Below are 26,030 nucleotides of genomic sequence, written 5' to 3'. Positions count from 1 at the left end.
CCGGTATGGCACGGCGTCGGCCGCGACCGTCGGGCCCGGCCGTCAGGTGTCGGGCTCAGATGCCCGCGGCTGCCTTGAGCTGCTCGGCGCGGTCGGTGCGCTCCCACGTGAAGTCGGGCAGCTCACGGCCGAAGTGGCCGTAGGCGGCGGTCTGGGCGTAGATCGGGCGCAGCAGTTCCAGGTCGCGGATGATCGCGGCCGGACGCAGGTCGAAGACCTCGCCGATGGCCTGCTGGATCTTCTCCACCGGGAGGGTGTGGGTGCCGAAGGTCTCGACGAACAGGCCGACGGGCTCGGCCTTGCCGATCGCGTACGCGACCTGCACCTCGCAGCGGGAGGCGAGGCCCGCGGCGACGACGTTCTTGGCGACCCAGCGCATCGCGTACGCGGCCGAACGGTCCACCTTGGACGGGTCCTTGCCGGAGAAGGCACCGCCGCCGTGGCGGGCCATACCGCCGTACGTGTCGATGATGATCTTGCGGCCGGTCAGGCCCGCGTCACCCATCGGACCGCCGATCTCGAAGCGGCCGGTCGGGTTGACCAGGAGGCGGTAGCCCTCGGTCTCCAGCTTGATGCCCTCGTCGGCGAGCTGCGCCAGGACGTGCTCGACGACCTCGACGCGGATGTCGGGGGTCAGCAGCGACTCCAGGTCGATGTCGGAGGCGTGCTGCGAGGAGACCACGACGGTGTCGAGACGGACGGCCTTGTCGCCGTCGTACTCGATGGTGACCTGGGTCTTGCCGTCGGGGCGCAGGTAGGGGACGGTGCCGTCCTTGCGGACCTGGGTCAGCCGGCGGGAGAGCCGGTGGGCCAGCTCGATGGGCAGCGGCATCAGGTTGGGCGTCTCGTCCGTGGCGTAGCCGAACATGAGGCCCTGGTCGCCGGCGCCCTGCTTGTCGAGCTCGTCCTCGTCGCCCTCGACGCGCTTCTCGTACGCGGTGTCGACACCCTGCGCGATGTCGGGGGACTGCGCGCCGATGGACACCGAGACACCGCAGGAGGCGCCGTCGAAGCCCTTGGCCGAGGAGTCGTAGCCGATGTCGAGGATGGCGTCGCGCACGAGTTGGGCGATCGGGGCGTAGGCCGAGGTGGTGACCTCACCGGCGATGTGCACCTGACCGGTGGTGATCAGGGTCTCCACCGCGACGCGCGAGGTGGGGTCCTGGCTCAGCAGCGCATCGAGGATGGTGTCGCTGATCCGATCGGCGATCTTGTCGGGGTGACCCTCGGTCACGGATTCCGAGGTGAACAGACGACGGGACATGGCTCTCCTGATGGTTGCGGCCCACAGCACGAAGGGCGTCAGAGACTGGGCGAGGTCACCCGTGACACAGCCCAAGATGGACGACCTCGAACGAGGAGCACTCGAAGAGCGGCGGAACCCCAGCGGAGTGGGCCGCCGGGACGGCGGTTCGGCCGTCTCGCCCGTGGTACGTCGGTGCCGTGGCCCCGGATCCGTTGCGGGGCCACGGCTTCAGGCGTCCGGTGCGGTGGCGTCCTCGAGGGCCCGGGCGAGGTCACGGGCCCGTTCCTCCTCGTCCGCGCTCGCGCCGGCGAGCACCACGCGGGGCGGGTGGCCGCCGTCCGAGCCGATCCGCCGGGCGAGGTCGCAGGCGAGTGCGCCGGCACCGGAGAACCCGCCGAGCAGCAGCCGGCCGGTGCCGCGCGCGGCCAGGGCGGGCCGGGCGCGGTCTGCGTCGCCGGTGAGCACCAGCAGTTCCTGGGGGCCCGGATAGGTGTGGGCGAGCAGGTCGTAGCAGGCCGCGGGCGCGCCCGGCGGCGGGACCAGACAGATGGTGCCCGCCTGCTCCTGTCCCGCCGTGCGCAGGGTGAGCAGCGGCTGGTCGCCGTCCTCCCCCGAAACCTCGGCCATCTGCGGTACGGCCCGGCCCTCCAGCAGCTTCACGGCGGCCGCGACGGTGGTGGACTCGCCCGCCCACAAGGGGAGTTCGCGCAGCAGCAGGGCGCTTTGCATCAGCAGTTCGGCTGCCGCCTCGTCGTCGAGGACATCACGGTCGTGGACCCCCGTCAGGACCAGTCCGCCCGCGCTGTCGTGGTGGGCGAGCAGTCCGATGGGCAGCACCGAGCGGGCGGGTACGGTGCCCTGGAACTCGGCCCGGATGCCCTGTGCGGCGAGTTCGCCCTCCAGCCCTTCCACCGGGTGCGGCGGATCCTCGAAGACGATGACGGTGGCGGCGGGGTCGGTGTCCGCGCCGGGCCGGCCCGGGGTCCGGATCCAGTCGGCCGGCACCCATTCGTAGGCGGCCATGTCCAGGGTGTGGTCGCGCAGTTGCCGCATCAGGTTGGGCAGGGTCCCCGCCGGGTCCACCTCGACGGACATCGGCAGCGCGTTGCGCAGCGGTCCCAGCATCCGGGCGACGCCGTCGAGAGGGATGCCACGGCCCGGGGCGGTGACCGCGAAGCAGACGGGGGCCGGTCCGGCGGCGCCGGAGGCACGGTGGATGAGCATCGCCCAGACGGCCTGGAGCACGCTGCTCTCGGAGATGCCCCACATGCCGGCCCAGCGCGCGAGACGGATGGTTTCTGCAGAGTCGAGGCGCAGCCGGGAGCGGCCCACCCCGGTCAGGCCGGTGGCCCCGCCGGGCCGGGCCGGCCGGGATGCCGCGTCGGCGGGCGGTACGGAACGCCCCCAGAACCCCCGTACCGGCTCCAGGTCCTGGGCGGCGATCCAGGCGGTGTAGTCGCGCAGGTCGGGCCGGCGCTCGCCGCCGGGCAGGGAGCCGCCGGCGAGATAGGCCCGGTGGAACTCGCGCAGCATGATGTGCGCGCTCCAGGTGTCGAGCAGGGCCCGGTGATAGGTGAGCACGATCCGGGTGGGTGAGCCGGCGCCCTCCAGCGGGCTGCCCTCCGACCCCAGCAGGGTCAGGCGCAGCGGTCCGGGGCAGCGCAGGTCGAAGCCGCGCAGCCGGTCGCGCTCCAGCAGGGCGGACAGTTCGGTGTCGTCGCCGCGCCGGACCCGGACGGTGATCTCGGGAGTGACCCGGCTGTGCACCATGAGCTGCGGTTCGGGGCCGCCGGTGAAGGCGGTGCGCAGCACGGTCTCGCAGTCGAAGACCGACTGCCATGCGGAGGTGAAGCGTTCGACGTCGAGCGGGCCGTGCCAGACCCATACGAGCTGCTCGACGTGGCGGCCGGTGCCGGGCTGTGCGTCGCTGCCCTTGTACAGCGCGGACTGCTGGGGGGTGGCCCGGAAGACGGACGGGATGGGGGCGGTGGCCGCGTCGCCCAGCTCTCCGAGCACCTCGCGCAGCAGGTCGGCGAGGGCGGCCACGGAGGTGTCGGTGATGCCTTCGGCCGGGTCGGGCACCCAGTCCAGGCCGAGGCGCAGCCTGCCGCCGACGGTCTGGACGCGGACCTCGAGACGGTGTGTGGGCCGGCTGGGCGCGCTGCCGGGCACGGGTCGGGCGGAGCCGGGCAGCAGTTCGTCCGGGCCGTGCAGGGTCAGACAGGCCGGGGCGGGCGTCAGTTCGCGCAGCGCGTCGCGCAGCAGCGGGTCGGGGCTCCACTCCCGGCAGGCCCCGAATCCGGCGCCGCCCGCGGCCTGCCCGGCGCCGGCCGCCAACGGGCCGGCCACAGCGGCCAGTTGACCGAGTGGGTCGAGGCCGGGGTCGAGGGTGAGATGGACCGGGTGCACATCGGTGAGCCGGCCCACGTGGCGCCGGAGGCCCGGATGGCCCGCCCTGGGGTCGCTGCGCACGTCGAAGCCGACCTCGTCGACGCGCTGCCAGCGGGCCAGGGCCAGGGCGAAGGCGCCGGTCAGCACCTGTCCCGCGGTCAGCGCGAGCCGTCGGGCCAGGCCCTTGGTGATCCGCTCGGTCAGGTCCTCGTCCACGGCGATGTCGATGTGCCGTTCCTGTCGCGGCCCGCTGTTCCACCCCGTCGCCGGGGCGGTGTCGGTGGTGTCGCCGGACCGGGGCACCGCGGCGGAGCTGCGGGCGCCGAGCGTGCGGGCCCGACGGTCGGCGACAAGGGCCCAGTGGCGGACCTCGTCGGGGTCGTCGGCCAGTTCCCGCAGTTCGCCGGCCCAGTCGGTCAGCGGGTCGGGCACGCGCCGCGGTCGTACGGGGACCTGGGCCGTGGCCGCCCCGAGGGCGGCGGTCAGGTCGTCCAGCAGGATCCGCCAGGACGCGGCGTCCACGGCGAGCTGATGGACGATCACGGCGAGCCGGTCGGCGCGCGGTCCTGCCGTACGGCGGTCCCGGGCGAGCAGGGCCCGCAGCTGGACGCCGGTGTCCGCGTCGAGGGTGCGGCCGATCGAGGCGACGTCCGCGGCGAAGCCGGCCTCGTCGGTGAACTCCCCCTCCGTCAACGGGTCCTGGCCGTCCGCGGTCGCCGCCTGCCCGGTGAGCCGGCCGCCCATCGTGTCGAGGCGGGAGCGCAGTTGGGGGTGGGCGGCCAGGACGCTGCGCAGCGCCTTTCGCACCGTGCCCGCGTCCAGCGAGGCGGCGGGCTCGATGAACACCGCCTCATAGCGGTGGCGTGCGGGACGGGTGAGGACCGCGCACTGGGCGGGGACCAGCGGTCGGTCGACCGCGAGCGGCTCGGTGAGGAGGTCGGCGATACGTCCCACCACGGACGCCGCGATCGCGCCGTCCCGCTGGATGAAGCGGAGCGTGTGATGGTCGGGGCCGTGCCGCAGCAGCCGGTGCTGCCACCCTGGCCGGCCCGGGTCACCGGAGGCGAGCTCGCCCAGGACGTCTTCCAGCACGGCGGGGTCCAGCGGACCGCGCAGCTCGAGATCCCACGGGGCCGTGTGCGGAGGGGGCCCGGGGTCGACGACCACGGAGATCGCCGCGTCGGAGGAACGGGAAACAGTCATACGTGTCCGGGGACGTGCGGTCCGCTGCGACCGGCGCGGTCCCCTCCCTCCTCTCCTCTGTAGGCGCTGGTTGAGCTGCGACGCCCGGCCCCTGCGGGGATCGTGCCGCTGGACCGTTGGGCGAGGTGCCCAGTCCGGCCCTGAAGGCGTGGTGGACGGTACGCGCCCGGTTGCGCCGTACAGGGCCGTGGCGAAGACAGGGGAGCGCCTGAGGACGGGTGGTCGACAGGGCGGACGGCCCGCGCGTGGGCCCGGTGGGGCCAAGGCCAAAAGGGTGGCTGCAACGCAGGCGACGGGAGGCGGGGCACACGGAGACGTTGCCGCGCTGCCTCACTTCCATGACGCCTCCTGGTCAGCAGATATCCACCACACTCCGACTCTGCACGCTAACGGCAGCACCAGGTCCCCGTCCGATTTCCCAAGCGGGTGTGCAGCGGTGCCCAAGCCCGCCAGGGCCCATCCATGAGCGGCAGGTCCGCCTGCCCCCGTCCGCCCCGTCCGGTGCCGCCGTCACAGCATGCGGACGGCGGTCTCCGCGTGCTGCTTGGCGTGGGCGAGCAGTACCCGGCTGTTGCGGCCGATCGCCTCGCGCACATGCCGGCGGGCGTGTTCCAGGTTGGCATGCTCGCCCAGTTCGGCGGCGATGTTCTCCTCGCGCAGGACGACGGTGTGCTGTGCGATGACGGTGACGCCCCGCTCCTCGGGGACGACGGACCATTCGCCGGTGTGCGCCTGGAGCAGGGCGGGGGGCGTGGTCTGCTTGTGGATGATGCGCTCGGCGTGCGGGAAGCAGATCCGCACCGAGTCGGTGGTGTGGGTGCCGTACTCGGTCAGCGTCTCCATGCTCATGCGCTGCACTCCGGGCTCGTCCTCGGTGAGGTCGACCCGGGTGACGTGCGGCACCATGTCCGGCCAGTCCCCGGCCCGGTACAGGAAGTCGTAGACCAGTTCGGCCGGGCCGTTGACGTGTACCGACTCCTCGAAGGTGAGGATCAGTTCGTCCAGGCGCTCCCAGCGCTCGGCGACCGCCTTCAGGCCGGCGAGCTGGCTGCGGCTGTGCCCGTCGGCGGCCCGCTCGGCCCAGGCCAGGTCGGCGGGCAGGTCGTCGACGACGCTGAAGTCGTACAGCAGCTCCAGTTCACTGCTGTGCGGTCCTTCGGGGCGCACGTTCACGATGCCGCCCAGCGCGCTCAGCGGAGAGGCGGGCAGCTCCTGGCGGAACTCCACCCGGCGGTTCACCGGGTCCAGATGCCGCCATGAGGTCCAGGACTTCAGCTGGCCGTCCATGAAACACCATGTGCGCAGCCGCTCCCGTTCGCCGTCGAACTCCAGGCGTTCTACATGAACGCTGGGGGAGAAATAGAGCGGCCAGTTCACCGCGTCGGCGAAGAGGGCGTAGACCACACCGGCGGGTGCGGACACATGGACCTTGTGCGTCGTCTTCTCCGCAAGCTCAACAGACATCTGAACACCTCTCCTACATTGCGCCGACGGCTACGCGAACAGAATTCAGACGGCCGGATGAAAACCGCTGAAGAACGAGCGGAAAGCAGATCGAATAACGCTGGTCCCGTCAGCCGTCGACTACCGCGTCGCACAAGGATTCAGGGGCGTGCGGGCACTTGCGTGCCCGCACCGGGTGAGCGGCGGTACGGATTCATCCGACGGGCACGCTCTCCCGGGCGAGGCGGCCGGCGACGCGGCCGGCCCGGCCCAGGAGCCTGGGCAGTTCACGGCCCCGTCCGAAGAAGTGATGGCCGGGGACGGTACGCAGCCAGGTGGGCCCTTGGGTCCACTGCCGCCAGCCGTCGGCGATCGTGGGCGGCGCCAGCGGGTTCTCCCGCGACGCGACCACGAGTACGGGGGTGGTGAGCGGCCCCGCGGACGAGGGCTTGCGGGCCGCCTCCTCCAGGGCCTGGGCGAGCTCCAGGTCGGCGCGGAGCACCGGCAGCATGGCCCGCAGCCAGATCCCTTCGTCGCTCTGCGCCGGCACGGCGCCCTTGCCGCCCAGGACATGCAGCAGTTCGGCGTCCGTCGCCCCACGGGCGTCCGGCAGTTCGGAGGGGGTGTCGGGTGGCGGGCAGGCGCCGACGGCGAGAAGTGCGGGGCCGGGCAGACCGGCCTCGTGCAGGGCGCGCGTCACGGTGAAGGCGACCATGGCACCGAGACCGTGCCCGTAGAGGACGTACGGCTCGGGGTGCGGGTCGGCGAACAGGGGCAGCACATCGGCGAGCAGCGCCTCATGGGTGGTCACCCGCGGTTCGGAGCGCCGCCGTTCGCCGCCCGGCAGGTGGACCGGGAGCACCTCGACCCCGGGGCCGGTGCTGGCGGCCCAGTGATCGAAGACCGAGAGGCCCCCCTCGGAGTGCGCGAAACAGTGCAGTCGCACCGACGGTCCGTCCGACATGGCATCCTCCTCTCCCGCCGCCCCTGGACACACGGGGGCGGGGTTCGAGAATCGCCGGACGACCTCAAAGACCGCTTGAGGGCGGGCGGAGGACGGCTTCCCTCGGCTGGGCCGCACGGCCGAAGGGTGTGATCATGGAGAAGACTTCCCGTGCGGTGAGTTCTCGGAGCGTTCCGTCCCACGACGCTGCCGTGGACGGTCGAGCGGGCGCCGGGCCGACGCTGTTCCCCCGGCGGATCCGGCCGTCCCGCTGCACTCCTCACACCGCGCCTCGAGGCCGCGTTCCACCCGGTCACGACCAGTCCGACGGCCCGCCGTCCCTTCGGCGGAGCCTCTCGTCCGGCACCACCCGGCACCACCCGGTACCGCGGGGTCAGGCGCGGTTCCGGGACGGGACGGTGGTGGAAAACGACCTCTGAGTACGACTCGAGCCCCCGCTCCGGCCGGCCTCAGGCGGCGTAGAGATCGAAGGTCGAGCTGCGCCGGATACCGGCGGACACGTCCAGTTGCGGGTCGACGGCCAGCATCGCCTGGTGCAGCCTCTGCACCTGCGGTGAAGGCTCGACGCCCAGCTCCTCGATGAGCCGGATGCGCAGCTTGCGGTAGACGGACAGGGCCGATGCCTGCCGCCCCGACCGGTACAGCGCCACCATGGCCTGCGAGTGCAGACCCTCGTGCTGCGGGTAGCGCGCCGTCAGTTCGGCGAGCTCCGCGATGAGTTCGGAGTGCCTGCCGAGCCGCAGATCGGCGTCGATGCGCCGCTCGACGGTGCCGAGCCGGCTCTCCTCCAGGCGCATGACCTCGATGCCGAGGATCGGCCCGACCCGTACGTCGACCAGTGCGGGACCGCGCCACAGTTCCAGCGCCTTGCGGAAACAATTGGCCGAAGTCTCGTCGTCCCCGGACTCGAACGCCGCCCGCCCTTCGGTGACCATGCGTTCGTACTCATGGACGTCGACGCTCTCGGGCGATATCTGCAGCAGATACCCCCCGTGCCGGGTGGCCAGCACCTCCTTGGCCGCGCCGGGGACGTCGGGTCCCATCGCGGTGCCCAGGCGCCGGCGCAGCTGCAGGATGTAGGTCTGCAGCGTGGTGAGCGCGCTCTGCGGTGGTTCGGTTCCCCAGATTTCTTCCATGAGCATGGGGACAGGCATCACCCGTCCGGGGTAGAGAGCGAGCAGGGAAAGAATCTGCCGCGGCTTACCGGCCGTCGGGACAATCGACCCCCCGTTGACCTCGGCACTCAACGGACCCAGAACTTGAATCTTCACTGCTTTCCTCCGTACCTCGTCGAGTTCCTCTCGTGGCTGAATTCCGTCACCGTCAGCACACTAGCCGGATTCGCGCCACACCCGACTTTCCTCAACCGGAGCTTGAGGGTGTTTCAACTGAAGGCCAGAGTCCGGAAATTGATCCACTCAAGGGCATGTAAACGACGACTGGAAGTAAGCGCGCCCGCATTATCACAGAACGGTCCGCCGGGTTACCTTTTCCATTGAATTCCGTTGCCGAGAACCCGAATTACGGAACGCACGGCACCGTTTCGACGAAGGGGCCGTATCGGCCCGATGCCGTCCCTCCCCCGGCATCGGGCCGCAGGCGTTCGGGCGGGGAAGCCGCGTCTGGGCGGCACGATGACGTCCGCGCGCGGACGAGAGGCGTGGCAGGCCCGGTGGGCATCACGGGCGTCAGGAGAACATGCGTCGCGGCATCGGCCGGACAAGGCGGCAGGCCCGGCCCCGCGTTCGGGCCCACACATGCCGCTTCCCAAGGCGTCGGCGAACCGGACGGACCGGCCGCGCGAAGACCCTGGGAAGAAGGATGGCACTCAACTCGTGGGAACGAGACGCTCCTTGCCGGTCTTGGGCGCCGGCACCGTGGTCTCGGGGTTGGCTGTGAGAATGGACCGCTGCAGACGCCGCAGCCCTGCCGACGGCTCCAGACCGAGGTCCCGGACGAGCGTGGCACGCAGCCGCTGGTAGACCTCCAGGGCCTCTCCGCGCCGCCCGGAGCGGTACAGCGCGAGCATGAACTGGCCATGCAGGCTCTCATGAGTGCGGTAACGATTCACCAGAACGGTGAGCTCGGCCAGCAGCTCACGGTGGCGCCCCAGTCGCAGATCGGCCTCGATGCGCTGGTCCAGCGCACACAGCCGGCTCTCCTCGAGACGCTTGATCTCCATGTCCAGCTGCGCCCCGGCCTGGACGTCCGCGAAGGCGGTCCCCGACCACAGCATCAGCGCTTCCCGCAACTGCCGCGCGGCACCGGGGAAGTCACCGGCGTCCATGGCCCGGTATCCCACGCCCGCAAGGCGCTCGAAGGTACGCACGTCGCTCTCGCCGTCACCGCTGACCAGCATGTAGCCACTGGGCATCGTCACCAGCACGTCCTTGGCGGTACGCCGCCTGCTCTCCCCCTCCATACCGTCCTGCTCGTCCTTCTCCACGGCCACGGCGATGAGTTCACGCAGCTGGAGGACGTATGTCTGCAAGGTGGTGCGGGCGCTGCGCGGCGGCGTGGTGCCCCACAGCTCCTCGATCAGTGCGGAGACGGGCACCACCCGGTCGGCGTGCAGCGCCAGCAGTGCCAGCACCTGCCGCGGCTTGGGAGCCGTCGGGGTGATGGAGATTCCGTTCTCCTGTACGGCCAATGCGCCGAGTACCTCGATGTCCACGCGATCTCCCCTGTCTTGTGCCCGAGTGCTCCGGTCGGTTCGCGGCCGTCAACAGATGTCAGTCCGGCGCCATGGCAAGAGTAAAAACAGCACGAGCGGTCTGTCAATACCAAACCGCATATCCTGTATTTTCTTAGCGGAGACGTAGGGGTTATAGGCCTCTGACCTGCATCTATTCGAGATCTCTAGCGTGAACCTAGGAGGCCTCAAGTCGGCCTCTAGGGAACAACCGCGAGGTGGAGGCGGGAATCGATCATAAAACAGACCTTGCGGTCTGCTAAGGCTCGAGGTCAGCCCGAGGTGTGCTCCGCCGAGGGGACGACGGCAGTCGGCCGCGAGCCGGAGCTCACCAGCCGGTCCAGGTCCTGCCGGCCGGCGAGCCGCGGCAGGATCACCTCCCAGAAGCGGGTGACGTTCTGCCGTGACAGCCAGGAGGTGTCATCGCCGCCGAGGACCTCGAAGCCGACGGTCGCGGCGACGATGACGCGGGCGCTGTCCGACCAGGACACGCCCTCCGCCAGAGCGCCGTTGCGATCGGCCCGGCGGAGACTGTCCTCGACCCAGTGCCGCCACTGCGTGCGAAGGGAGGACTCCCCCCGGCGGGTGGTGTCGCCCGCGAGTTCGAAGCCGCCGCGGACCACGGTGTCGTGGGTGAGACTGCGCGTCAGCTCGTGGGTGGCGTCCACCACCGCCTGGAGCGATTCCCCCTGCCAGGCCCGCGCCGCCTCGGTGATCAGGCGGACGGCCTTGGCGGCCTCCGCCTCCACCGCGTCGGCGAGCATGCCCTTGTTGGCGAAGTGGAAGTGCAGCGCGCCGTTGCTGACACCGGCGCGCTTGCTGATGGTGCTCAACGACGCGGTGACGAAGCCCTCCTCGGCGAACACCTCGGCCGCGGCCCGGATCAGTGCCTGCCGGGTGCGGGCCGCTCGCTCCTGTTTGACCATGTGCTGTCTCCTGAGAACAGGGACGTCGAAGGCCGGCACCGCACCGACATCCCAAGTCCCTCGGAACGTACTGCTACTGCGGGGGGTTGCCGTGTTTGCGCGACGGCAGGTCTGCGTGTTTCCTTCGGAGCATGGCCAGGGAGCGGATGAGGACCTCGCGGGTCCGGGCCGGATCGATCACGTCGTCCACCAGGCCGCGCTCCGCCGCGTAGTACGGGTGCATGAGCTCGGCCTTGTACTCCTTGACCATCTTCTGCCGCATGGCCTCGGGGTCCTCGGCCTCGGCGATCTGCCGACGGAAGATGACGTTGGCGGCGCCCTCGGCGCCCATCACGGCGATCTCGTTCGTCGGCCACGCGTAGGTCAGGTCGGCGCCGATGGACTGGGAGTCCATGACGATGTACGCGCCTCCGTAGGCCTTGCGCAGGACCAGCGAGACCCTCGGTACGGTCGCGTTGCAGTAGGCGTACAGCAGCTTCGCGCCGTGCCGGATGATCCCGCCGTGCTCCTGGTCGACACCCGGGAGGAACCCGGGGACGTCCAGGAAGGTCATGATCGGGATGTTGAACGCGTCGCACATCTGCACAAAGCGCGCGGCCTTCTCGCTGGCTTCGATGTCCAGTACACCGGCCAGGGTCTGAGGCTGGTTGGCGACAAATCCTACGGTCTGTCCGTCGAGGCGGGCCAGTGCGCAGATGATGTTCCGCGCCCAGCCCTCGTGGACCTCGAGGTATTCGCCGTCGTCGACGACCTCCTCGATGACCTTGGCCATGTCGTAGGGCCGGTTGCCGTCGGCGGGCACCAGGTCCAGGAGCGCGTCCGAGCGCCGGTCGATGTAGTCGGCGCCGCGCACCCTCGGCGGGGCTTCCCGGTTGTTCTGCGGCAGCAACGACAGGAGGTAGCGCACCTCGGCGATGCAGGTCTCCTCGTCGTCGTACGCGAAGTGACACACACCCGAGGTCTCGGCGTGCACGTCCGCGCCGCCGAGGCCGTTCTGCGAAATCTCCTCGCCCGTCACGGCCTTGACCACATCCGGGCCGGTGATGAACATCTGCGAGGTCTCACGGACCATGAAGACGAAGTCGGTCAGGGCGGGACTGTAGGCCGCACCGCCCGCGCACGGTCCCAGCATCACGCTGATCTGCGGGATGACACCGGATGCCTTCGTGTTGCGCTGGAAGATGCCGCCGTACCCGGCGAGCGCCGAGACACCTTCCTGGATACGGGCTCCGGCGCCGTCGTTCAGCGACACCAGCGGAGCCCCGGTAGCGATGGCCATGTCCATGATCTTGTGGATCTTCGTGGCGTGGGCCTCGCCCAGCGCACCGCCGAAGATCCGGAAGTCGTGCGCGTACACGAAGACGGTACGTCCCTCGACCGCCCCCCAGCCGGTGATGACACCGTCCGTGTAGGGCTTCTTCACTTCCAGGCCGAAACCGCTTGCCCGATGCCGACGCAGCTGCTCGACCTCCTGGAACGAACCCGGGTCCAGCAGCAGTTCGATGCGCTCCCGTGCGGTCAGCTTGCCCTTGGCGTGCTGCGCCTCGGTCGCCTGCCGACCGGGGCCGGCCAGCGCCTTTTCGCGGATGCTGTCCAACTCCGCCACGCGCCCGCGAATATCGGCGGGCCCCGGGTCCGTCGAGGCCCGGCTCGTCATAGCCATGTCAGGTGCCTTCCTGGGACAAGGCCGAGGAGGTCCCGCCCCGGGTCCGTGAAGCCATCATAACAAACCGCACGTGCGGTATTTGATTGAGGAGTGAAGGAAGTATGGAGACACGTCTCGCCATCAGCGCCAGCTCTCGGGCGCCGCATAGCCGTCCCGCTCTCGCCACCAGCGGATTTCAGCCGCCGACGGCTCCTCGGGCATCTCTTCCACACCCGCCTGCCGGGCGAGCAGCACCGCGACCACGGCAGCCAGTTCCGCCTCGTCGGGCCGCCCCCGCTCCACCCTGATCAGGGCTTCTCCCGTCCCCATACGACCGATCCCCCTTTAGTCGGGCTTGGAGACACGGTCCGGGAAGCCACTCAAGGACGGCTTTGACCTCACTTGAGGTAGGGGAGCGAGCCACATCCCACGCGCACCGGACGGCAGCAGGTGCCACATGCATAGGCGGCTGTGGTCGACCTGCGGGGCGCGAGTCGAACCCGAGGTCACAGGGTGATCATCTACACATTTAGGAATGCATGGTTCCATTTATCGGTGGCTGGAGGGTGGCATTCCTTCTGGAAATTAAACCGGATGGTATGTATCTTCGCTCTCCTGAGGGATCCACCACTCACATTCAAGCCAAAGCGGCCAGGGGGAACTATGTCTGTAAGCACGTTCCGCATGCACCGCGCGATACCCGGCGTGGCAGGCACAGAGAGCGACACGCACCTTGCCCGGACCGGCGCCCTCCCCTCTCGGTCTCTGACGAGCACGGTCCCCAAGGAGCTCGTCCACCGTGCGAGCGTCGCCGAGGTGATGCTGACCGACTGGGCCCGCGTGGACGACCATCACTTCACCGTCGTCGCCCAATGGCCTCGTGGACACAGCTTCTTCGCCACCGTGGACGACTGCCACGACCCGCTGATCGCCGCCGAAACGATCCGCCAGGCCGGCATCCTTCTGGCACACGCCGAGTACGGGGTTCCCCTCGGGCACCACTTCCTGGTCAGCGACCTCAGCGTGGCCGTCCGGCCCGAGCACGTACGCGTCGACTGGACACCCGCCTCGCTCGAACTCGACGTCAAGTGCTTCGACGTGAAGGAGCGCGGGGGTGCGGTGACAGGATTCCGCATCGAGGTCGAGATCCACCGCGACGGCAGCCTCGCGGCGACCGGAGGTGGCTCCCTGACCTGCATCACTCCCCGGGTCTACGAGCGTCTGCGCGCCGCGCACTTCCCTGGCCCCGACGGTCCCCGGGTCATTGCGCTGACGGCCCCGGAGCCCCCGCAGACCGTCGGGCGCATGTCGCCGACGGATGTGGTCCTCTCCCCCATCGGTGAGCCGCACCGCTGGCAGTTGCGGGTGGACACCCGTCACCCCGTGCTCTTCGACCACATGGTCGACCACGTGCCCGGCATGGTGCTCCTCGAAGCCGCCCGGCAGGCCGCGGCAGCGACCCTGGGACATGCCTCCCTGCCTCTCGCCATCGCCAGTGAGTTCGAGCGGTACGTCGAACTGGACGCCCCCTGCATGGTCGAAGCGTGCCGAGTGCCCGGCGCGGACCCGGACGGCGCGGAGACCGTCCTCGTGACCGCCTACCAGGACGAGACGCCCGTGTTCCGGTGCACCGTGACCATGGCGCCCCCCGCCGTGTGAAGGGCACCCCCCGACCAGGTCTGCCCGGGACGACCTCCTACGTCTCGGGCAGACCTGTTGCACACCGGACCGCTCCGACCGGCCCCGGCAGTCCTCGCAAGCGGTGGGACCCACCAGGGCCGACCCCACCGACTACGCCCCGGCCGCTTCCGTGACCGGCGCGAAGGCCGCCAGGTGGTCCGCGGCCCATGCCGCGAAGGTGCCCGCCGGCCGGCCCGTCACCACATGGACCGTGTCCTCCACGATGGCCTTCGCACCTGCCCGCTGGCGTTCCGCGCTCTGCAGCAACGCCTCGACCACCGGCGCCGGATAGCGCTTCGCCAGCCCGCCGCGCGCCTCGTCGGGACTCAACTCCTCGAAGCGCAGCGGAACACCGAGCAACCGGCCGAGCTGCTCCGTCTGCCCGGCCGCGGTGACGGCCTCGGGCCCGGTCAGGGTGTAGGCGCGTCCGGCATGCCCCTCCTCCGTCAGGACGCGCACGGCGACCTCCGCGATGTCCCGTGGATCCACACAGGCGTTGCCCGATGTCCCGTACAGCGCGCGGACCGTGCGCTCGGACCTGATGGAGGCGGCCCAGGAAAGGGAGTTGGACATGAACGCGCGCGGACGCAGCACGGTCCACTCCATGCCTGAGGCGCGCAGGAGTTCCTCAGTGGCCCGCTGCCACCGGGTGATGAGGTCGTCGGCCCGGTCGTCGAGGACGGCGGCCGCGGAGAGTTTCACCACCCGTTGCACTCCGGCCATTTGTGCGGCGCGCACGAACCGCGCGTCGTCGTCGGCGCCGATGCGCGTGGTCACGAGGAACGCCGTCCGCACTCCTGTCAGAGCCCGGGTCAGCGACCGCGGATCCCCGTGATCGCCGGCGACCTTCTCCGCCGTCGACGCGGCCCCCGTGATCTTCGCCGGGTCCCTCGCCATGAGTCGAACGCCCAGATCGGCGGGAAGTCGCTCAACCAATGCACGGCCCACCGTCCCGGTGGCCCCGGTCACGAGGATCATCGAACGCCCTCCCCCGCATGAGCACCGGTGGCATCCGTGCCCCACCCGGTTTCCCCCATCACACTCCCCCTCCTCGCAGCGATGGTTTTGCGCAATTCCTTGAATCCGGTACGAGCCAAGGGGCTGCGCGGTGACCAATCAGCTGTAATATACAAACTGGACGGTTTTTTTGTGGGTCTCCGGGCTCATCGACTGGAGGAGGCCGTAGTGGTGAAGCAGGACCGGGCGATCCGGACCCGGCAGACGATCCTGCTGGCAGCAGCCAAAGTCTTTGAGGAACGCGGTTACCAGGCCGCGACCATCAGCGAGATCCTCGCCGCTGCCGGAGTGACCAAGGGAGCTCTGTACTTCCACTTCCCCTCGAAGGAACACCTCGCCGACGGCGTACTGCACGAACAGGACCACAGGCTGCCCATTCCCGACCGCGCATGCAAGGTGCAGCAGCTCGTGGACACCGTGGTCCTGCATGCCTACCGTCTCCAGACCGACCCCATGGTCCGCGCGGGTGTCCGCCTGTCGCTCGACCAGCAGGCCCAAGGGCTCGACCGCAGCGGACCCTTCCTGCACTGGAGCACGGTCGGGGTGGAGCTGCTGGAGAAGGCCCAGGCCCAGGGCGAGTTGCTGCCCCATGTCGTGCCGGCCGAGACCGCCGACGCCCTGGTGGGCGCCTTCGCCGGCGTCCAGGCCATGTCCCAGGCGCTGTGCAACTACCAGGATCTGCCCCGCAGGGTCAGCGCACTGCTGCGGCATCTGCTGCCCAGTGTGGTGGTCCCCTCCGTGCTCGCCGCGGTGGATCTCACCGAGAACAGGGGGGCCGCGGTCCAGACCGAGCTTCAGACCGCGCACCCCCTTCGACCGACGCCGGTCAGCTGACCGCCCCGGCAAGAACACCCCTGGCCTCCGCCCGCACGCCCTCACCGAAGTACGCCTTGAGGGCGGCGGCGGGTCCGTCGCCCCCCGACGCCCAGGCGATGTAACCATCCGGCCGCACCAGCAGTGCGTCGCAGGGGAGTTGAGGCACCGGCTCGGCGCGCACCACCCTCAGCAGACCGTCCCACCCGCGGGCCTGCTGCTCATAGCCGCTGCCCTGCTCGCCGAAGAGCAGCAGCAGCGGCCGCCCCTCACCCAGCAGGCCGATCACATCGGTGCGCCCCTGCCGGGTCACGAGGTCGACGTTGGGCAGAAACCTTCCTTCCCATGGTGGGGAGTCCACGCCGCGCGTCGGCAGCACGGTGTCCTGGGCACTGACCATGGACGCCAGCACACCGCTCTCTCCTCCCCTGGCCAGCAATTCTCCGAACAGAGCCCGCAGCGGGTCGAGTTCAGGGCCGGGCCGCATCAGGGCCAGCTGAGCCCGGGTGTTGTCGACGACCCGCTGCGCCGCGGGACGGCGCTCCTGGTCGTAGGTGTCCAGCAGTCCCACGCCCGCGATGCCGCGCACCATGAACGCGAGCTTCCAGCCGAGGTTCACGGCGTCCAACAGCCCGGTGCTCAGGCCCTGGCCACCGATCGGGAAGTGCACATGTGCCGCATCGCCGGCCAGGAAGATCCGTCCCTTGCGGTAGGAGCCGGCCACCCGGGAGAAGTCGCTGAACCTGCTCAGCCACCTGGGATCCCGCATCGCGATGTCCCGGCCGGCGATCCAGGAGACCTCGCGACGCAACTCCTCCAATGTGAGCGGCAGATGACGTTCCTGGTGCGCGCCCTCGCAGTTGAGGGTCCGCAGCCGGACCACCCCGCCCGGCACGTTCTTCACGACGATCCACCCGCGCGGGGTGCGATGCCATCCCGCCTCCAGTACCTCGCCCTCCTCGAAGCGGACGTCACCGGCCAGCGCCGAGATGGTCGCCGGGTATGTCCGTGAGGCAAAGCCCGCCTGCTCACGCACCAGGCTGCGCGCCCCGTCCGCTCCCACCAGATACGCACCCGTGCAGTTCACCCGGCCACGCGGCCCCTGCGCCATGACGGTCACTCCGCTCGGCCCCTGACGCACCCCGATCACCCGGTGTCCGCGCAGGATCCGCGCACCGACGGCCCGCGCGCGCTGCTCAAAGTGACGTTCCAGCTCCTCCTGTGAGCACTTGAGGATCGGCTCCGGCTCCGCGGCCGGAGCCGAGATGGCCAGTCCCGGGATTCCCGCGAAGTGGAACGCGCTGCTCGTCCATGCCGTGCCGTCGCCCTCCCCCGCGGTCACGAGTCCGGCGAGATGACCGCGCCGGACGAGACACTGCACCGTACGGGCGTGCAGCGTGGTCGCCTTGGGCCGCCGGCAGACCTCGGTCCCCGACTCCACGACCACGGTGCGCACCCCCTGCCCGGCCAGCTCACAGGCGAGGAGCATGCCCACGGGCCCTCCGCCGGAAATCACCACTTGTGCTTGTATGCCACGCACCATCCCTGACCTCCCCCATCATGGATCAGCACATGAGCGAGAAGGCTGAAGCGAACGGGGCGCACGAAGGTTCAGCGGCTTCCCCGCCCGGAACAACTCCCTGTCTCCCCACAGGAGTTGAGTTGCCCAGCTCGCTCATTCGTACGGATGACGAAAAAATATACCGGGTGGACGGTTCTTTGCAACGTTATTGATGCCACCGACAGTGCTTCTTCTCAGCCGTACGGCGCGTTCTCCCCCACGCCGCCGCTCACAGCGGCAGCGTGATCCCCAGCTCCCGCATCGCCGAGGACGGCGGCCCGCCCTCCGACCGCTCGGTCTTGCACCCCTTGCTGCCGGGTGCCAGCGTGCGCGGGTCCACCGCCTCGGCGGGCGCGCCCGTCGCGTACAGACCCTCGGGGTCGGTGTCACGATCGTGCGGAAGCAGCCAGAACACCCGGCGCCGGAAAGTACCCGAAGAACGGGACGGCTTGGCCCCGGAACCCAGCAGCGCGTAGCCGACCATGCGTCCGTCGCGGTGGTAGGGGGGCTTGCCACGGCGCGTCGTCAGCCGGTCCAGGCTCTGACGTACGTAGTCGAGCGTGTCGATGTCCTCGAGCCAGACGAAGTCGTCCTCATGAACGAGCTCGTCCTCAGCGATGAGGGCGCTCATGCTGTCTCCTCGTCGGCGACCACTCCGATGCCCGGGTAGTACTTGCGCTGGTTGGACAGGATCATCTCCTTGGGCGACGCCAGTCCCACCACCTCTCGGACCCGTGCCGCAAAAGCCCGGGACGAGATCGCTGGGGCACCCTCATTCTGACACCAGGTCTTGTAGACCGCGTAGAGCTGTGCCTGTTCCGCCCTCAGCGCCGGTGCGAGCCGGCAGGACTCGGAGAGAAATCGCCCGGTATGGTCCTCGGTCTCCGCGTACGCCGTGGTGGCGATCCGTACCCGTTCGGGACCGGTGAGGTTCTTCTCGCCGCTCAGGTAGCGACGGGCGCCCAGGATCAGCCAGTTGAGGATGCCGGGGCCCTCCTCGGTGACGAGGATGTCGGCCAGGTTGTCGATCTTCCGGTCGTCGGGCACGACCCTCTCGAACGGGATCAGCCGCATCCGCCGCCAGAACGCGAAGCCACCGGTGCCCACTTCGGGCCGGTGATTGCCCAGCAGCCAGAGTTTGTGGGTGGGTTCGAAGCTGAAGAAGTCCTGCCGCATGCGGCGCGCCTTGATCCGGTCGCCACCCGTCAGCAGCTTCACCCGGGCCTCGTCGAACCGGTCCCCCGGCTTGACCTCGCTGCACACGATGACCCGCCGGCCATGCAGCTCCGCCAGGTCGGTGGGGTGCCCCTCGTAGGGCCGGGCCATCAGGAACCCGGGCGGGGCCGCGTCGGCGTAGTCCCCCACCAGCTTCATCAGGACGTCCAGCAGCACCGACTTGCCGTTCTTGCCGGACCCGAACAGAAACGGCATGACCTGCCCGCCGACGTCGCCGGTGATGGAGTACCCCAGCAGCAGATGCAGGAAGTCGATCATCTCCGCGCCCTCGGCCCCGTCGCCGAAGGTGTCGACGAGGAACCGGTCCCAGCGCGGGGTGGGCATCGGCTGGGGGGCCGCGGTGGTGGAGCGGGAGTGGAAGTCCTTGTCGGGGTCGGGCGTACGGATCAGTCCGGTGCGCAGGTCGACGATGCCGGCCGGGGTGCACAGCGCGTACGGGTCGGCGTCCAGCCGGGCCGCGTTGAGCACCATGCCGGGCGCGGACCTGGCCTGGGTGAGCATGGCGTTCATGCCGCCGGTGCTCAGCGCCCGGCGGCGGTGCTGCTGGAGCGCCGTGGTGGTGAACACGCCGCGCGGGTCGTTGCTCGCCAGGGATTCGGCGAGGTCCCCGGCGGCCCACATCACGGTGTCGTCCTCGTCGATCTGCCAGCGCGTGCTGTCCCAGCGGAACCAGCCGAGCCCGGGGACGTGGCGGTAGTCGTTGGAGTAGAGCTTCACGAACAGCTTGGCGTTGCCGCGGTCGCTGAGGGTGTCGGGCAGCAGTCCGTCGGCCGTGGCCTGCGGCTGCGCGTCGGCAGAAGCGTCCTCCTCGGCACGAGGGTGCGGCACGGGCTGGGCGAGGATCTGTGCGGCGACAGCCTGCACGTCGAAGAGGGCGTCGTCATGGCGGGACGTCATACGCGTCCTCCTGGGGCCAGCGGGCGCCTGCGGCCGGCGTTCAGGCCGCTGCGGATGATGGCTGTGTAACGGCGTTCCTGCCCCGGCCGGGCGTGCTCGGCGGCCTCGCTGAGGATCCGCTCGGCCTCGGTCGCCGCGAGCTGCCCGCCGGCGACGAGCCCGCCCGCGGTGTACGCGGCACGGTTCAACTTCTCCGAGAACGCGGCCCCTTCGGTCACGGCGGCACAGGCGGCCACTTCCGCCAGCAGCGCCCCCAGAGCCCGGCTGACGGCTCCGCGGCCGCCCCCGGCGGCGAGGACGGCCTGCCGGGCCCTCGGGGGCACCGGTCGCGGCGTGGGCACGTACGCGGGCGGCAGATGGCCGGTGCGCTCCAGTTCGCGGGCCAGCCAGTCGGGCAGCGGCGCGGGCTCCCGGGCGGGACCGACGGGTTTGTACACCCCGGCGCTGGTCACTGTGCCGGGGGCGACGATGTATCCGCCGTGCGCCCGTATGTCGACCTGCCAGGCCAGGGCGCGGCCGCCGGAGCCGGTGGAGCACTGCCAGCGGTGACCGCTGTGCGCCCGGTACCAGACGTGCAGGCCGCCCGAGGGAGTCCTGACACGCAGGGTCGTCTCGTCGTCGGCGGGGCTGGGGAAGCCGCGCAGAGCGGCCAGCACGCCGATGGTGTGGAAGCCGTTGGCCAGGCCGCTCAGGTCGATGCTGTCGGAGATCGTGATGCCCGGCAGCAGGCGGTCCCGATCGGGCAGTTGGCGTTCGTGGGCGTCGATGTCGATGACCAACAGGCCGGCGGGCCCGCAGGAGATGCCGACGCCGAAGCCGGGGTTGGCGCCCCACCACTGCTCGATCCGGGCGAAGTCGAGGGTGGCCGCGTGGAATCCGTGGCACCAGCGACCCGCGGCCGGACAGCCGCAGCCCCCGTGGTGGTGGCCGGGTCGGCGGCAGTCCTCGCAGTTGCCCGCAGGGGTCTTGCGCCCTGGGGCCAGCGGATGGACAGGCCATCCCCGGCTGGCACACCACCGAGCCGTCACCAACGCGCCCGCGACCGGGACGGACAGAGATGAGTAGCTACGTGAGTTGTGCAGCTCAGAGGCCATGCGCACCCCCCACCAGCGACCGAAGCGACTGAGCGACCGGAACAGCCTAGCGAAGCAAGCGGGAACGGAGAGCCCCCTGTGGAAAACAAAGATTCGATTCGCTCTGTGGGCTCAGCGACTGACCGAGGCGGGACCCAGCGACCGAGTGTTTTCGGTAGCTACTCAGTTGCTCGGGGAAAGACACAGGTCAGTGACGTAGGAAAGACCAAAACAGCGACTGAAGCGACTGAGCGACTGTATATATGACGCGCACACGCACACACACGCATACGCGAATGTCTTCATATACCCAGGGCTTGAGTCGCTTCAGTCGCTGTCTGGTGGGGTGCGTGCCGCCTGACCTGGGAATTCTTCTCAGCGACCAAAGGCGACCCAAGCCGATGTCAGTCGCTGGACTTCGGTCGCTGCCCGTCTCACCGGACCCTCGGCGGGCAGCGACCGAAGCGGGCGCCCTCAGCGACTCAGCTATCGAAGCGACTCAAGCGACTCTGGATCTGACCTGAAGTCAATCCGGGCCGTCCGTCCGAAAAGCACCGGTGCGGGCGTGTCTCTCGGACATCTCCGACTTTCAATCGCTTCAGTCGCTGTCTTCCTGCCGAAACAGCCGTGACCTGGGGCGTCTCGGGAGCGACCGAAAGCGACCCAGGCCCTGCCGCCGCCCCGGGCCCTGCGCGACAACACCCTTGCCCCCTGCTGGGGACTTCTCCCCCTCCTGGCCCATACTGATCTCCTGCAAGAACCCCGAGCCCGTCCAGAACCGCGGGCCGACACCCCCGGGGCAAGGGAGGAGACGGCATGCCGGAGCGCACTCATCAGTTCGGTGTGTTCGGCGCCCGCGGCATCAGGGGCCACGAGGCCGTCGCCCGCCGCCTGGACGCCCTGGCCGGATACATCGTCACGCCGATCACGACCCGCCGAGGCCTGCTGGCCCGCCTCCACTACCTCACCCGCAGCGAGCACGCCCGTCAGGCCGCGCGTGCCGCGGGCCTGACGGTCACCGACCGCACCCTCAAGGCGTGGCTCGACGGGAGACGCAGTCCGTCGAAGAACAACCTCGAACGCATCGAGACGGCCTACCGCACCGTCCGCCGCCACAACGTGGCCCGCTATCTCCTGGCTCGCCTCAACCGAGAAGGCCGCGGCACCCGCGTCGAGATCCACCCGCTCAACCAGTCGCAGGTCTCCCGCCCCCGCCAACGTGTGGTGGAGTTCCGCACCCTCAACATCCGCCACTGGGACCGCATCGTCGAGGCCTGGGCCACCGACAACGTCCAGGCCCTCGACGACGCCTGGGTGGACCAGATCGTGGACCTGGGCTCCCAGTGGGGCCAGTACGAGTACGTCACCAACGTCGGGTTCGCAGCCTGACCGGTCGCCCTTCGAAAACGCCGTCGCCAGCATGTGCGTCATCCCCGAGCCGGGCAGGTGACGAGCGGTCAGGCCGCCGCCAAGACACGGCTCGGTGATCGACGTCATCCCGCGCGGTTCCGCATCGGTGGGCGGCGGCGAGACTGTCGTCATCACCGGGCGTCGTCGTGGGCCTCGGCCCTGCTCGGCACCTTCGGAGCCTGCGTGTTGCGCCGCCGGCGTTCGTCGTCGGACAGTCCGCCCCAGACTCCGTGGCTCTCCCCCTGCTTCAGGGCCATGGCCCTGCACATGTCGACCACCTCGCACCGGCCGCAGACGGCGCGGGCCCGGTCCTCGCGGATCCGACGTGCCCGACCTCGCTCGCCCGGCGGAGAGAAGAAGATGGAGCTGCTCATTCCGCGGCAGGCGGCACGTTGCTGCCACTGCCAGTCGGCCAGCAAAGGGCGCAGCGTGTTTTCCATGGTCGTTCTCTCTCCCAACGTCTGTCTGTCGCACGTCTGTGTAGTGGGAATCGCGGTCCGCATCCGCCGACGTCATTCCGCGAGCTGGACCAGCTCGTCCCAGTCGACGCCCTCCAACTCGCTGCCGCGCGGCACCATGTCGTAGGTCCGGGCCAGCCAGGCGGCGACGGGTTCGGCGGAGATCTCGAACACCGCCTTGTGTGCGCTGCCCACGCGCATGCAGAAGGAGGACGACTCGCCGTCGAGATCGAGCACGGGCCAGATCGTCACGTCACCCTCGCCGACCCGGGCCGTGATGCCGTCGGCCAGCAGGTCGCGGGAGAGGATCCACGTCACCGGTCGCACGCCCTCGCTGTCGAGGACCAGGGTGACGGCGAGCGGGTCCTGGGTGTCGTAGGAGAAGTCGCATTGCAGTGACAGGTCGAGCTCCGAGAACACCCAGTGCGTGATCTCCAGAGCGAGATGGCACTTCTTCATGGTCGCCTCCTAGTAGGGCCTCAGCCGGCATTCGGCGTGGAGCGTGGGTTGTCGTGCTTCCGCGTCGTGTGTGCGCGTCGCGCCGGGCTCAGTCGATGGCGCGCAGCGTCCGGGCTTGCCGGCGTGCGGCCGCCAGTGCCTCGAAGGCCGCGGTGGCCACCAGGACGGAGCCACCGACATGGGCCAACTGCTCGGGCGACGCGAAGGGGAAAGCGGTCATGAACAGACCGGCCGAGACGATCATCGCGTTGAGCACGTCGTCGTAGACGAAGACGTGCCTCACCGAGGGCGAGGTGACCGAGATGGCCATGGTCAGTCCCCGCAGCAGCCAGCCGCAGCCGGTCCACAGCGCGAGGAGGAAGACCGTGTCGGCCCAGCCGTGGAAGAGGATCACACCCAGCGGCAGCGCGACGACGCCGCCAGCGGCCAGCAGCCACCTGACGGCCGCCGAGCCGGTCGTCGAGCGGTACACGACGAGCAGTTGCAGCACGCCCTGCACCGCGATGTGCACCCCGAACAGCGTCCCGGCTGCCGCCGGTGCGTGGACGGGTACGACGATCAGCAGGGCGCCGACGATCGCCGAGACCAGCGAGCCGACCAGCATCGTCGCTCGGGTGAGGGCGCCGCCCGGTCCGACGGCCGCCGGTACGCCGGAGCGGCGGACGGGCTGCTGCACGGGCCGGTACGGCATGGACTGGCGCACCCGGTCGCGGATCTCGTCGCGAGGTGTTTCCAGTTGAGCCATGTCCCGTTTCCCCGTCTCGTCAGCCGCGTGTTCTCGACATACGCGGCGCGTTCTCGTTCTGTCGGTGAGACCCGCTGGTGCCGGGTTCTCTGTGGGGGTTTCGGCTCAAGAGGTGTCTGATGCTGTCGGCCGTCCGACACCTCGTGTGTGCCACAACCGGAACTCCCGATCAAGCGCCAAGTCTCGGAGCGAGCCGCATCCCGGTCTGTCGTGCGCTCCCTCGCCCTGGCTCGGGGTTCCCCTACGGCGCTGTAGGGTCCACCCCACCCTGCGTCCGGCACAGGCCCGTTGACCTGCGATGGCGTTGAGCCGTCGAAGGGCGGAGTGCTGTGGGGCGAAGGCCCCGCCGACGCCGGGAAGTCCGACCTGCTGGACTTCGCCGCCGAGGAGGCGCCCTGGCCGGGGCCGTGCCGCTGACCGAGGGCGCTTTCGCCTGGGGTGACATGCGGCCGCTGGCTCCGCTGCTGAGCGCACCGGCGCGGCAGAAGTTCAGGACGGCAGAGCCCGGCGCCCGCACGAGGTGCTGCGGCGGGTCGAGGACGCCTTGCGGGAACTCGCTCTCGAGCAGCCGGTCCTCGTAGTCCTCCGCACACCGTGCACACCCGTATGCGGCACACCCCCTGAGCGTGACCGACCCGAGCATAAATCGACACACGTGTTAAAGTCGGAACGCGACACATGTGTGAGCACTGCCCCGCACATCCACCTCGCCCACTCGTGACTCCTGCACGTCACGTCGTGATCCATCCGCAGCCAGGAGCGACCATGCCCATCACCGCCATCGACCCGAAGCCGGCTCTCATCGTCGTCGACCTTCAGAAGGGCATCGTCGGCCTGCCACTCGCACACCCCGTCGCCGATGTCCTCGCCCGGAACGCCGAGTTGCTCGCCGCCTTCCGCCGCCGCGGGCTGCCCGTCGTGCTGGTCAACGTCGACGGCGGCCCCGGCGGGCGCAACGACCTCGGCGCCGCCTTCCCCGCCCCGACCCCGGAGTGGACCGAACTGGTTCCTGAGCTGGGCTCCGACGACAACGACCACCTGATCACCAAGCACTCGCGCAGCGCCTTCACCCAGACCGGCCTGAACGAGTGGCTGCGCCGGCAGGGCGTCACCCAGGTCGTCGTCAGCGGCATCGCCACCAGCAGCGGCGTGGAGTCCACCGTCCGCGACGCACACGAGCAGAACTTCCATGTCATGGTCCCGATCGACGCCGTCACCGACACCGACGGCGCGGCACACGACCACACCGTCGCCAAGATCTACCCGCGTCTCGCCGAGACGGGCACCACTGCACACGTACTGGCCGCTCTCGCCGTGTCACGTTGAGCGTCGCTCACACCGGGATCATCACGCTTTCCCTCGTCAACTCGGTGCGGACACACCGCAGGTTAGGATCCCGGCATGAGCCAACCACTGCGGGCGGTGCTCGGAGAAGACCAGCCGTTCATGCGCGAGGGCATCGCGGCCATCCTGCGTAAGTCGGGCATCGACGTGATCGAGGCCGTCGACAACGCGGTGGACCTCGTGCGAGCCGCCGCCGAACACCGCCCCGACGTGGTGATCACCGACATCAGGATGCCGCCGGGCCTGGAGGCGGACGGTCTGCGGGCCGCGCAGAAGATCCGTGCCGCCCGGCCGGAGACCGCCGTCATCGTCCTCTCCCAGTTCCTGGACGCCTCCTACGCGCTCGACCTGGTCGGGGACGATCCGAGCGGGGTCGGCTATCTGCTCAAGGAGAAGGTGGCCAGCCCTCAGATCCTCATCGACGCCGTCGAGCGGGTCCTGGCGCGTGACTCGGCCTTGGACCCCGATGTGATCGCCGCGCTGCTGGGCCGCAAGCGTCCGGAGGACCCGCTGGCCGCGCTGACGCCGAAGGAACGGGAGGTCCTGGCGCTGATGGCGGAGGGCCACTCCAACACAGGTATCTCCGAGCAGCTCTTTGTGAGCGTCGCCGCCGTGGAGCGGCATGTGACCGGCATCTTCATGAAGCTGGGCCTCAGCCAGACCGCCACCGGCCAGCACCGGCGGGTCCTGGCGGTGCTGCGCTACCTCGGTCAGTAGGCCGGCGAACAGGCCCGTGGTTCTGGTGTCGTTGTCAGGGTGTGGTGGGGGTGAACAGGTTTTTCAGGTCGGCGTCGAAGAGTTTGTCTTTGGCCACGAAGGATTCGATG

Annotated in this window: 22 protein-coding genes; 5 read left to right on the top strand and 17 right to left on the bottom strand. The window is 69.8% G+C overall.

Annotated features, from left to right (window positions below; genetic code table 11):
• Positions 1-55: 55 nt before the first annotated feature.
• The 9 genes from metK to ACIOHP_RS37650 form a co-directional block, all read right to left on the bottom strand.
• Positions 56-1,264: a methionine adenosyltransferase gene (gene metK / locus ACIOHP_RS37690; RefSeq protein ID WP_401894494.1), complete on the bottom strand. Its 1,209-nt coding sequence runs from the start codon at positions 1,262-1,264 to the stop codon at positions 56-58.
• A 210-nt stretch (positions 1,265-1,474) separates the two neighbouring features.
• Positions 1,475-4,840, bottom strand: coding sequence for a condensation domain-containing protein (locus tag ACIOHP_RS37685; RefSeq protein ID WP_401894492.1), 3,366 nt, complete (start codon positions 4,838-4,840; stop codon positions 1,475-1,477).
• 510 nt (positions 4,841-5,350) lie between these two features.
• A complete protein-coding gene (locus tag ACIOHP_RS37680) occupies positions 5,351-6,304 on the bottom strand; it encodes an aromatase/cyclase (RefSeq protein ID WP_361561009.1) in 954 nt (317 codons plus the stop codon).
• A gap of 193 nt (positions 6,305-6,497) precedes the next feature.
• Positions 6,498-7,247: a thioesterase domain-containing protein gene (locus ACIOHP_RS37675; RefSeq protein ID WP_361494823.1), complete on the bottom strand. Its 750-nt coding sequence runs from the start codon at positions 7,245-7,247 to the stop codon at positions 6,498-6,500.
• Positions 7,248-7,696: 449 nt separating this feature from the next.
• Positions 7,697-8,518 carry an AfsR/SARP family transcriptional regulator gene (locus ACIOHP_RS37670; protein WP_307038255.1) on the bottom strand — a complete coding sequence of 274 codons (822 nt, stop codon included), beginning with the start codon at positions 8,516-8,518 and terminating at the stop codon, positions 7,697-7,699.
• 557 nt (positions 8,519-9,075) lie between these two features.
• On the bottom strand, positions 9,076-9,921 hold the full coding sequence (locus ACIOHP_RS37665) for an AfsR/SARP family transcriptional regulator (protein ID WP_327722903.1): 846 nt from the start codon (positions 9,919-9,921) through the stop codon (positions 9,076-9,078).
• Positions 9,922-10,211: 290 nt separating this feature from the next.
• Complete coding sequence (locus ACIOHP_RS37660) at positions 10,212-10,865, bottom strand: ScbR family autoregulator-binding transcription factor (protein ID WP_361561004.1); 654 nt, start codon at positions 10,863-10,865, stop codon at positions 10,212-10,214.
• A 73-nt stretch (positions 10,866-10,938) separates the two neighbouring features.
• Positions 10,939-12,528: an acyl-CoA carboxylase subunit beta gene (locus ACIOHP_RS37655; RefSeq protein ID WP_401894487.1), complete on the bottom strand. Its 1,590-nt coding sequence runs from the start codon at positions 12,526-12,528 to the stop codon at positions 10,939-10,941.
• Between the two features lie 123 nt (positions 12,529-12,651).
• Positions 12,652-12,840 carry an acyl-CoA carboxylase epsilon subunit gene (locus ACIOHP_RS37650; protein WP_361561002.1) on the bottom strand — a complete coding sequence of 63 codons (189 nt, stop codon included), beginning with the start codon at positions 12,838-12,840 and terminating at the stop codon, positions 12,652-12,654.
• A gap of 375 nt (positions 12,841-13,215) precedes the next feature.
• On the opposite strand from ACIOHP_RS37650, the gene ACIOHP_RS37645 reads away from it, so the two are divergent.
• Positions 13,216-14,169 (top strand): ScbA/BarX family gamma-butyrolactone biosynthesis protein, encoded by a 954-nt coding sequence (locus ACIOHP_RS37645; protein ID WP_401894484.1) that lies wholly within the window; start codon positions 13,216-13,218, stop codon positions 14,167-14,169.
• A 132-nt stretch (positions 14,170-14,301) separates the two neighbouring features.
• On the opposite strand, the gene ACIOHP_RS37640 is transcribed toward ACIOHP_RS37645, so the two are convergent.
• Positions 14,302-15,168: an NAD(P)H-binding protein gene (locus tag ACIOHP_RS37640; RefSeq protein WP_401894482.1), complete on the bottom strand. Its 867-nt coding sequence runs from the start codon at positions 15,166-15,168 to the stop codon at positions 14,302-14,304.
• A 207-nt stretch (positions 15,169-15,375) separates the two neighbouring features.
• Between ACIOHP_RS37640 and ACIOHP_RS37635 the strand changes: the two genes are divergently transcribed.
• Positions 15,376-16,041 carry a ScbR family autoregulator-binding transcription factor gene (locus tag ACIOHP_RS37635; RefSeq protein ID WP_361560996.1) on the top strand — a complete coding sequence of 222 codons (666 nt, stop codon included), beginning with the start codon at positions 15,376-15,378 and terminating at the stop codon, positions 16,039-16,041.
• On the opposite strand, the gene ACIOHP_RS37630 is transcribed toward ACIOHP_RS37635, so the two are convergent.
• The 4 genes from ACIOHP_RS37630 to ACIOHP_RS37615 all read right to left on the bottom strand — a co-directional run bounded on the left by ACIOHP_RS37630 (position 16,034) and on the right by ACIOHP_RS37615 (position 20,808).
• Entirely contained in the window at positions 16,034-17,563 is a 1,530-nt protein-coding gene (locus ACIOHP_RS37630; protein ID WP_401894479.1) for an FAD-dependent monooxygenase, read from the bottom strand. The two genes, ACIOHP_RS37635 and ACIOHP_RS37630, sit on opposite strands and share 8 nt — an antisense overlap.
• Before the next feature lie 247 nt (positions 17,564-17,810).
• Entirely contained in the window at positions 17,811-18,212 is a 402-nt protein-coding gene (locus ACIOHP_RS37625) for a DUF6009 family protein (RefSeq protein ID WP_361560992.1), read from the bottom strand.
• Complete coding sequence (locus tag ACIOHP_RS37620; RefSeq protein ID WP_401894476.1) at positions 18,209-19,714, bottom strand: phage/plasmid primase, P4 family; 1,506 nt, start codon at positions 19,712-19,714, stop codon at positions 18,209-18,211. Before ACIOHP_RS37620 ends, ACIOHP_RS37625 begins: the two co-directional genes overlap by 4 nt.
• Positions 19,711-20,808 carry a bifunctional DNA primase/polymerase gene (locus tag ACIOHP_RS37615; protein WP_401894474.1) on the bottom strand — a complete coding sequence of 366 codons (1,098 nt, stop codon included), beginning with the start codon at positions 20,806-20,808 and terminating at the stop codon, positions 19,711-19,713. Before ACIOHP_RS37615 ends, ACIOHP_RS37620 begins: the two co-directional genes overlap by 4 nt.
• Before the next feature lie 795 nt (positions 20,809-21,603).
• On the opposite strand from ACIOHP_RS37615, the gene ACIOHP_RS37610 reads away from it, so the two are divergent.
• Positions 21,604-22,176 carry a transcriptional regulator gene (locus ACIOHP_RS37610; RefSeq protein ID WP_401894472.1) on the top strand — a complete coding sequence of 191 codons (573 nt, stop codon included), beginning with the start codon at positions 21,604-21,606 and terminating at the stop codon, positions 22,174-22,176.
• 152 nt (positions 22,177-22,328) lie between these two features.
• Here the strand turns inward: ACIOHP_RS37610 and ACIOHP_RS37605 are convergent, their stop codons facing one another.
• The 3 genes from ACIOHP_RS37605 to ACIOHP_RS37595 all read right to left on the bottom strand — a co-directional run bounded on the left by ACIOHP_RS37605 (position 22,329) and on the right by ACIOHP_RS37595 (position 23,859).
• The gene (locus tag ACIOHP_RS37605) at positions 22,329-22,637 is read right to left on the bottom strand and encodes a WhiB family transcriptional regulator (protein WP_401894468.1); all 309 of its coding nucleotides are present in this window, start codon (positions 22,635-22,637) and stop codon (positions 22,329-22,331) included.
• A gap of 72 nt (positions 22,638-22,709) precedes the next feature.
• Entirely contained in the window at positions 22,710-23,114 is a 405-nt protein-coding gene (locus ACIOHP_RS37600) for an SsgA family sporulation/cell division regulator (RefSeq protein WP_401894465.1), read from the bottom strand.
• An 88-nt stretch (positions 23,115-23,202) separates the two neighbouring features.
• Positions 23,203-23,859, bottom strand: coding sequence for a hypothetical protein (locus ACIOHP_RS37595; protein ID WP_401894462.1), 657 nt, complete (start codon positions 23,857-23,859; stop codon positions 23,203-23,205).
• 765 nt (positions 23,860-24,624) lie between these two features.
• Here ACIOHP_RS37595 and ACIOHP_RS37590 point away from each other — a divergent pair.
• Positions 24,625-25,185, top strand: a complete 561-nt coding sequence (locus ACIOHP_RS37590) for an isochorismatase family cysteine hydrolase (RefSeq protein WP_401894460.1) — start codon at positions 24,625-24,627, stop codon at positions 25,183-25,185.
• A 75-nt stretch (positions 25,186-25,260) separates the two neighbouring features.
• Entirely contained in the window at positions 25,261-25,920 is a 660-nt protein-coding gene (locus ACIOHP_RS37585) for a response regulator (protein WP_401894459.1), read from the top strand.
• Positions 25,921-26,030: the final 110 nt, after the last annotated feature.

It is taken from the genome of Streptomyces sp. NPDC087859 (assembly GCF_044742595.1).
Taxonomy (GTDB): Bacteria; Actinomycetota; Actinomycetes; order Streptomycetales; family Streptomycetaceae; genus Streptomyces; species Streptomyces canus_F.
This window is presented reverse-complemented; position numbering and strand designations above follow the sequence as displayed.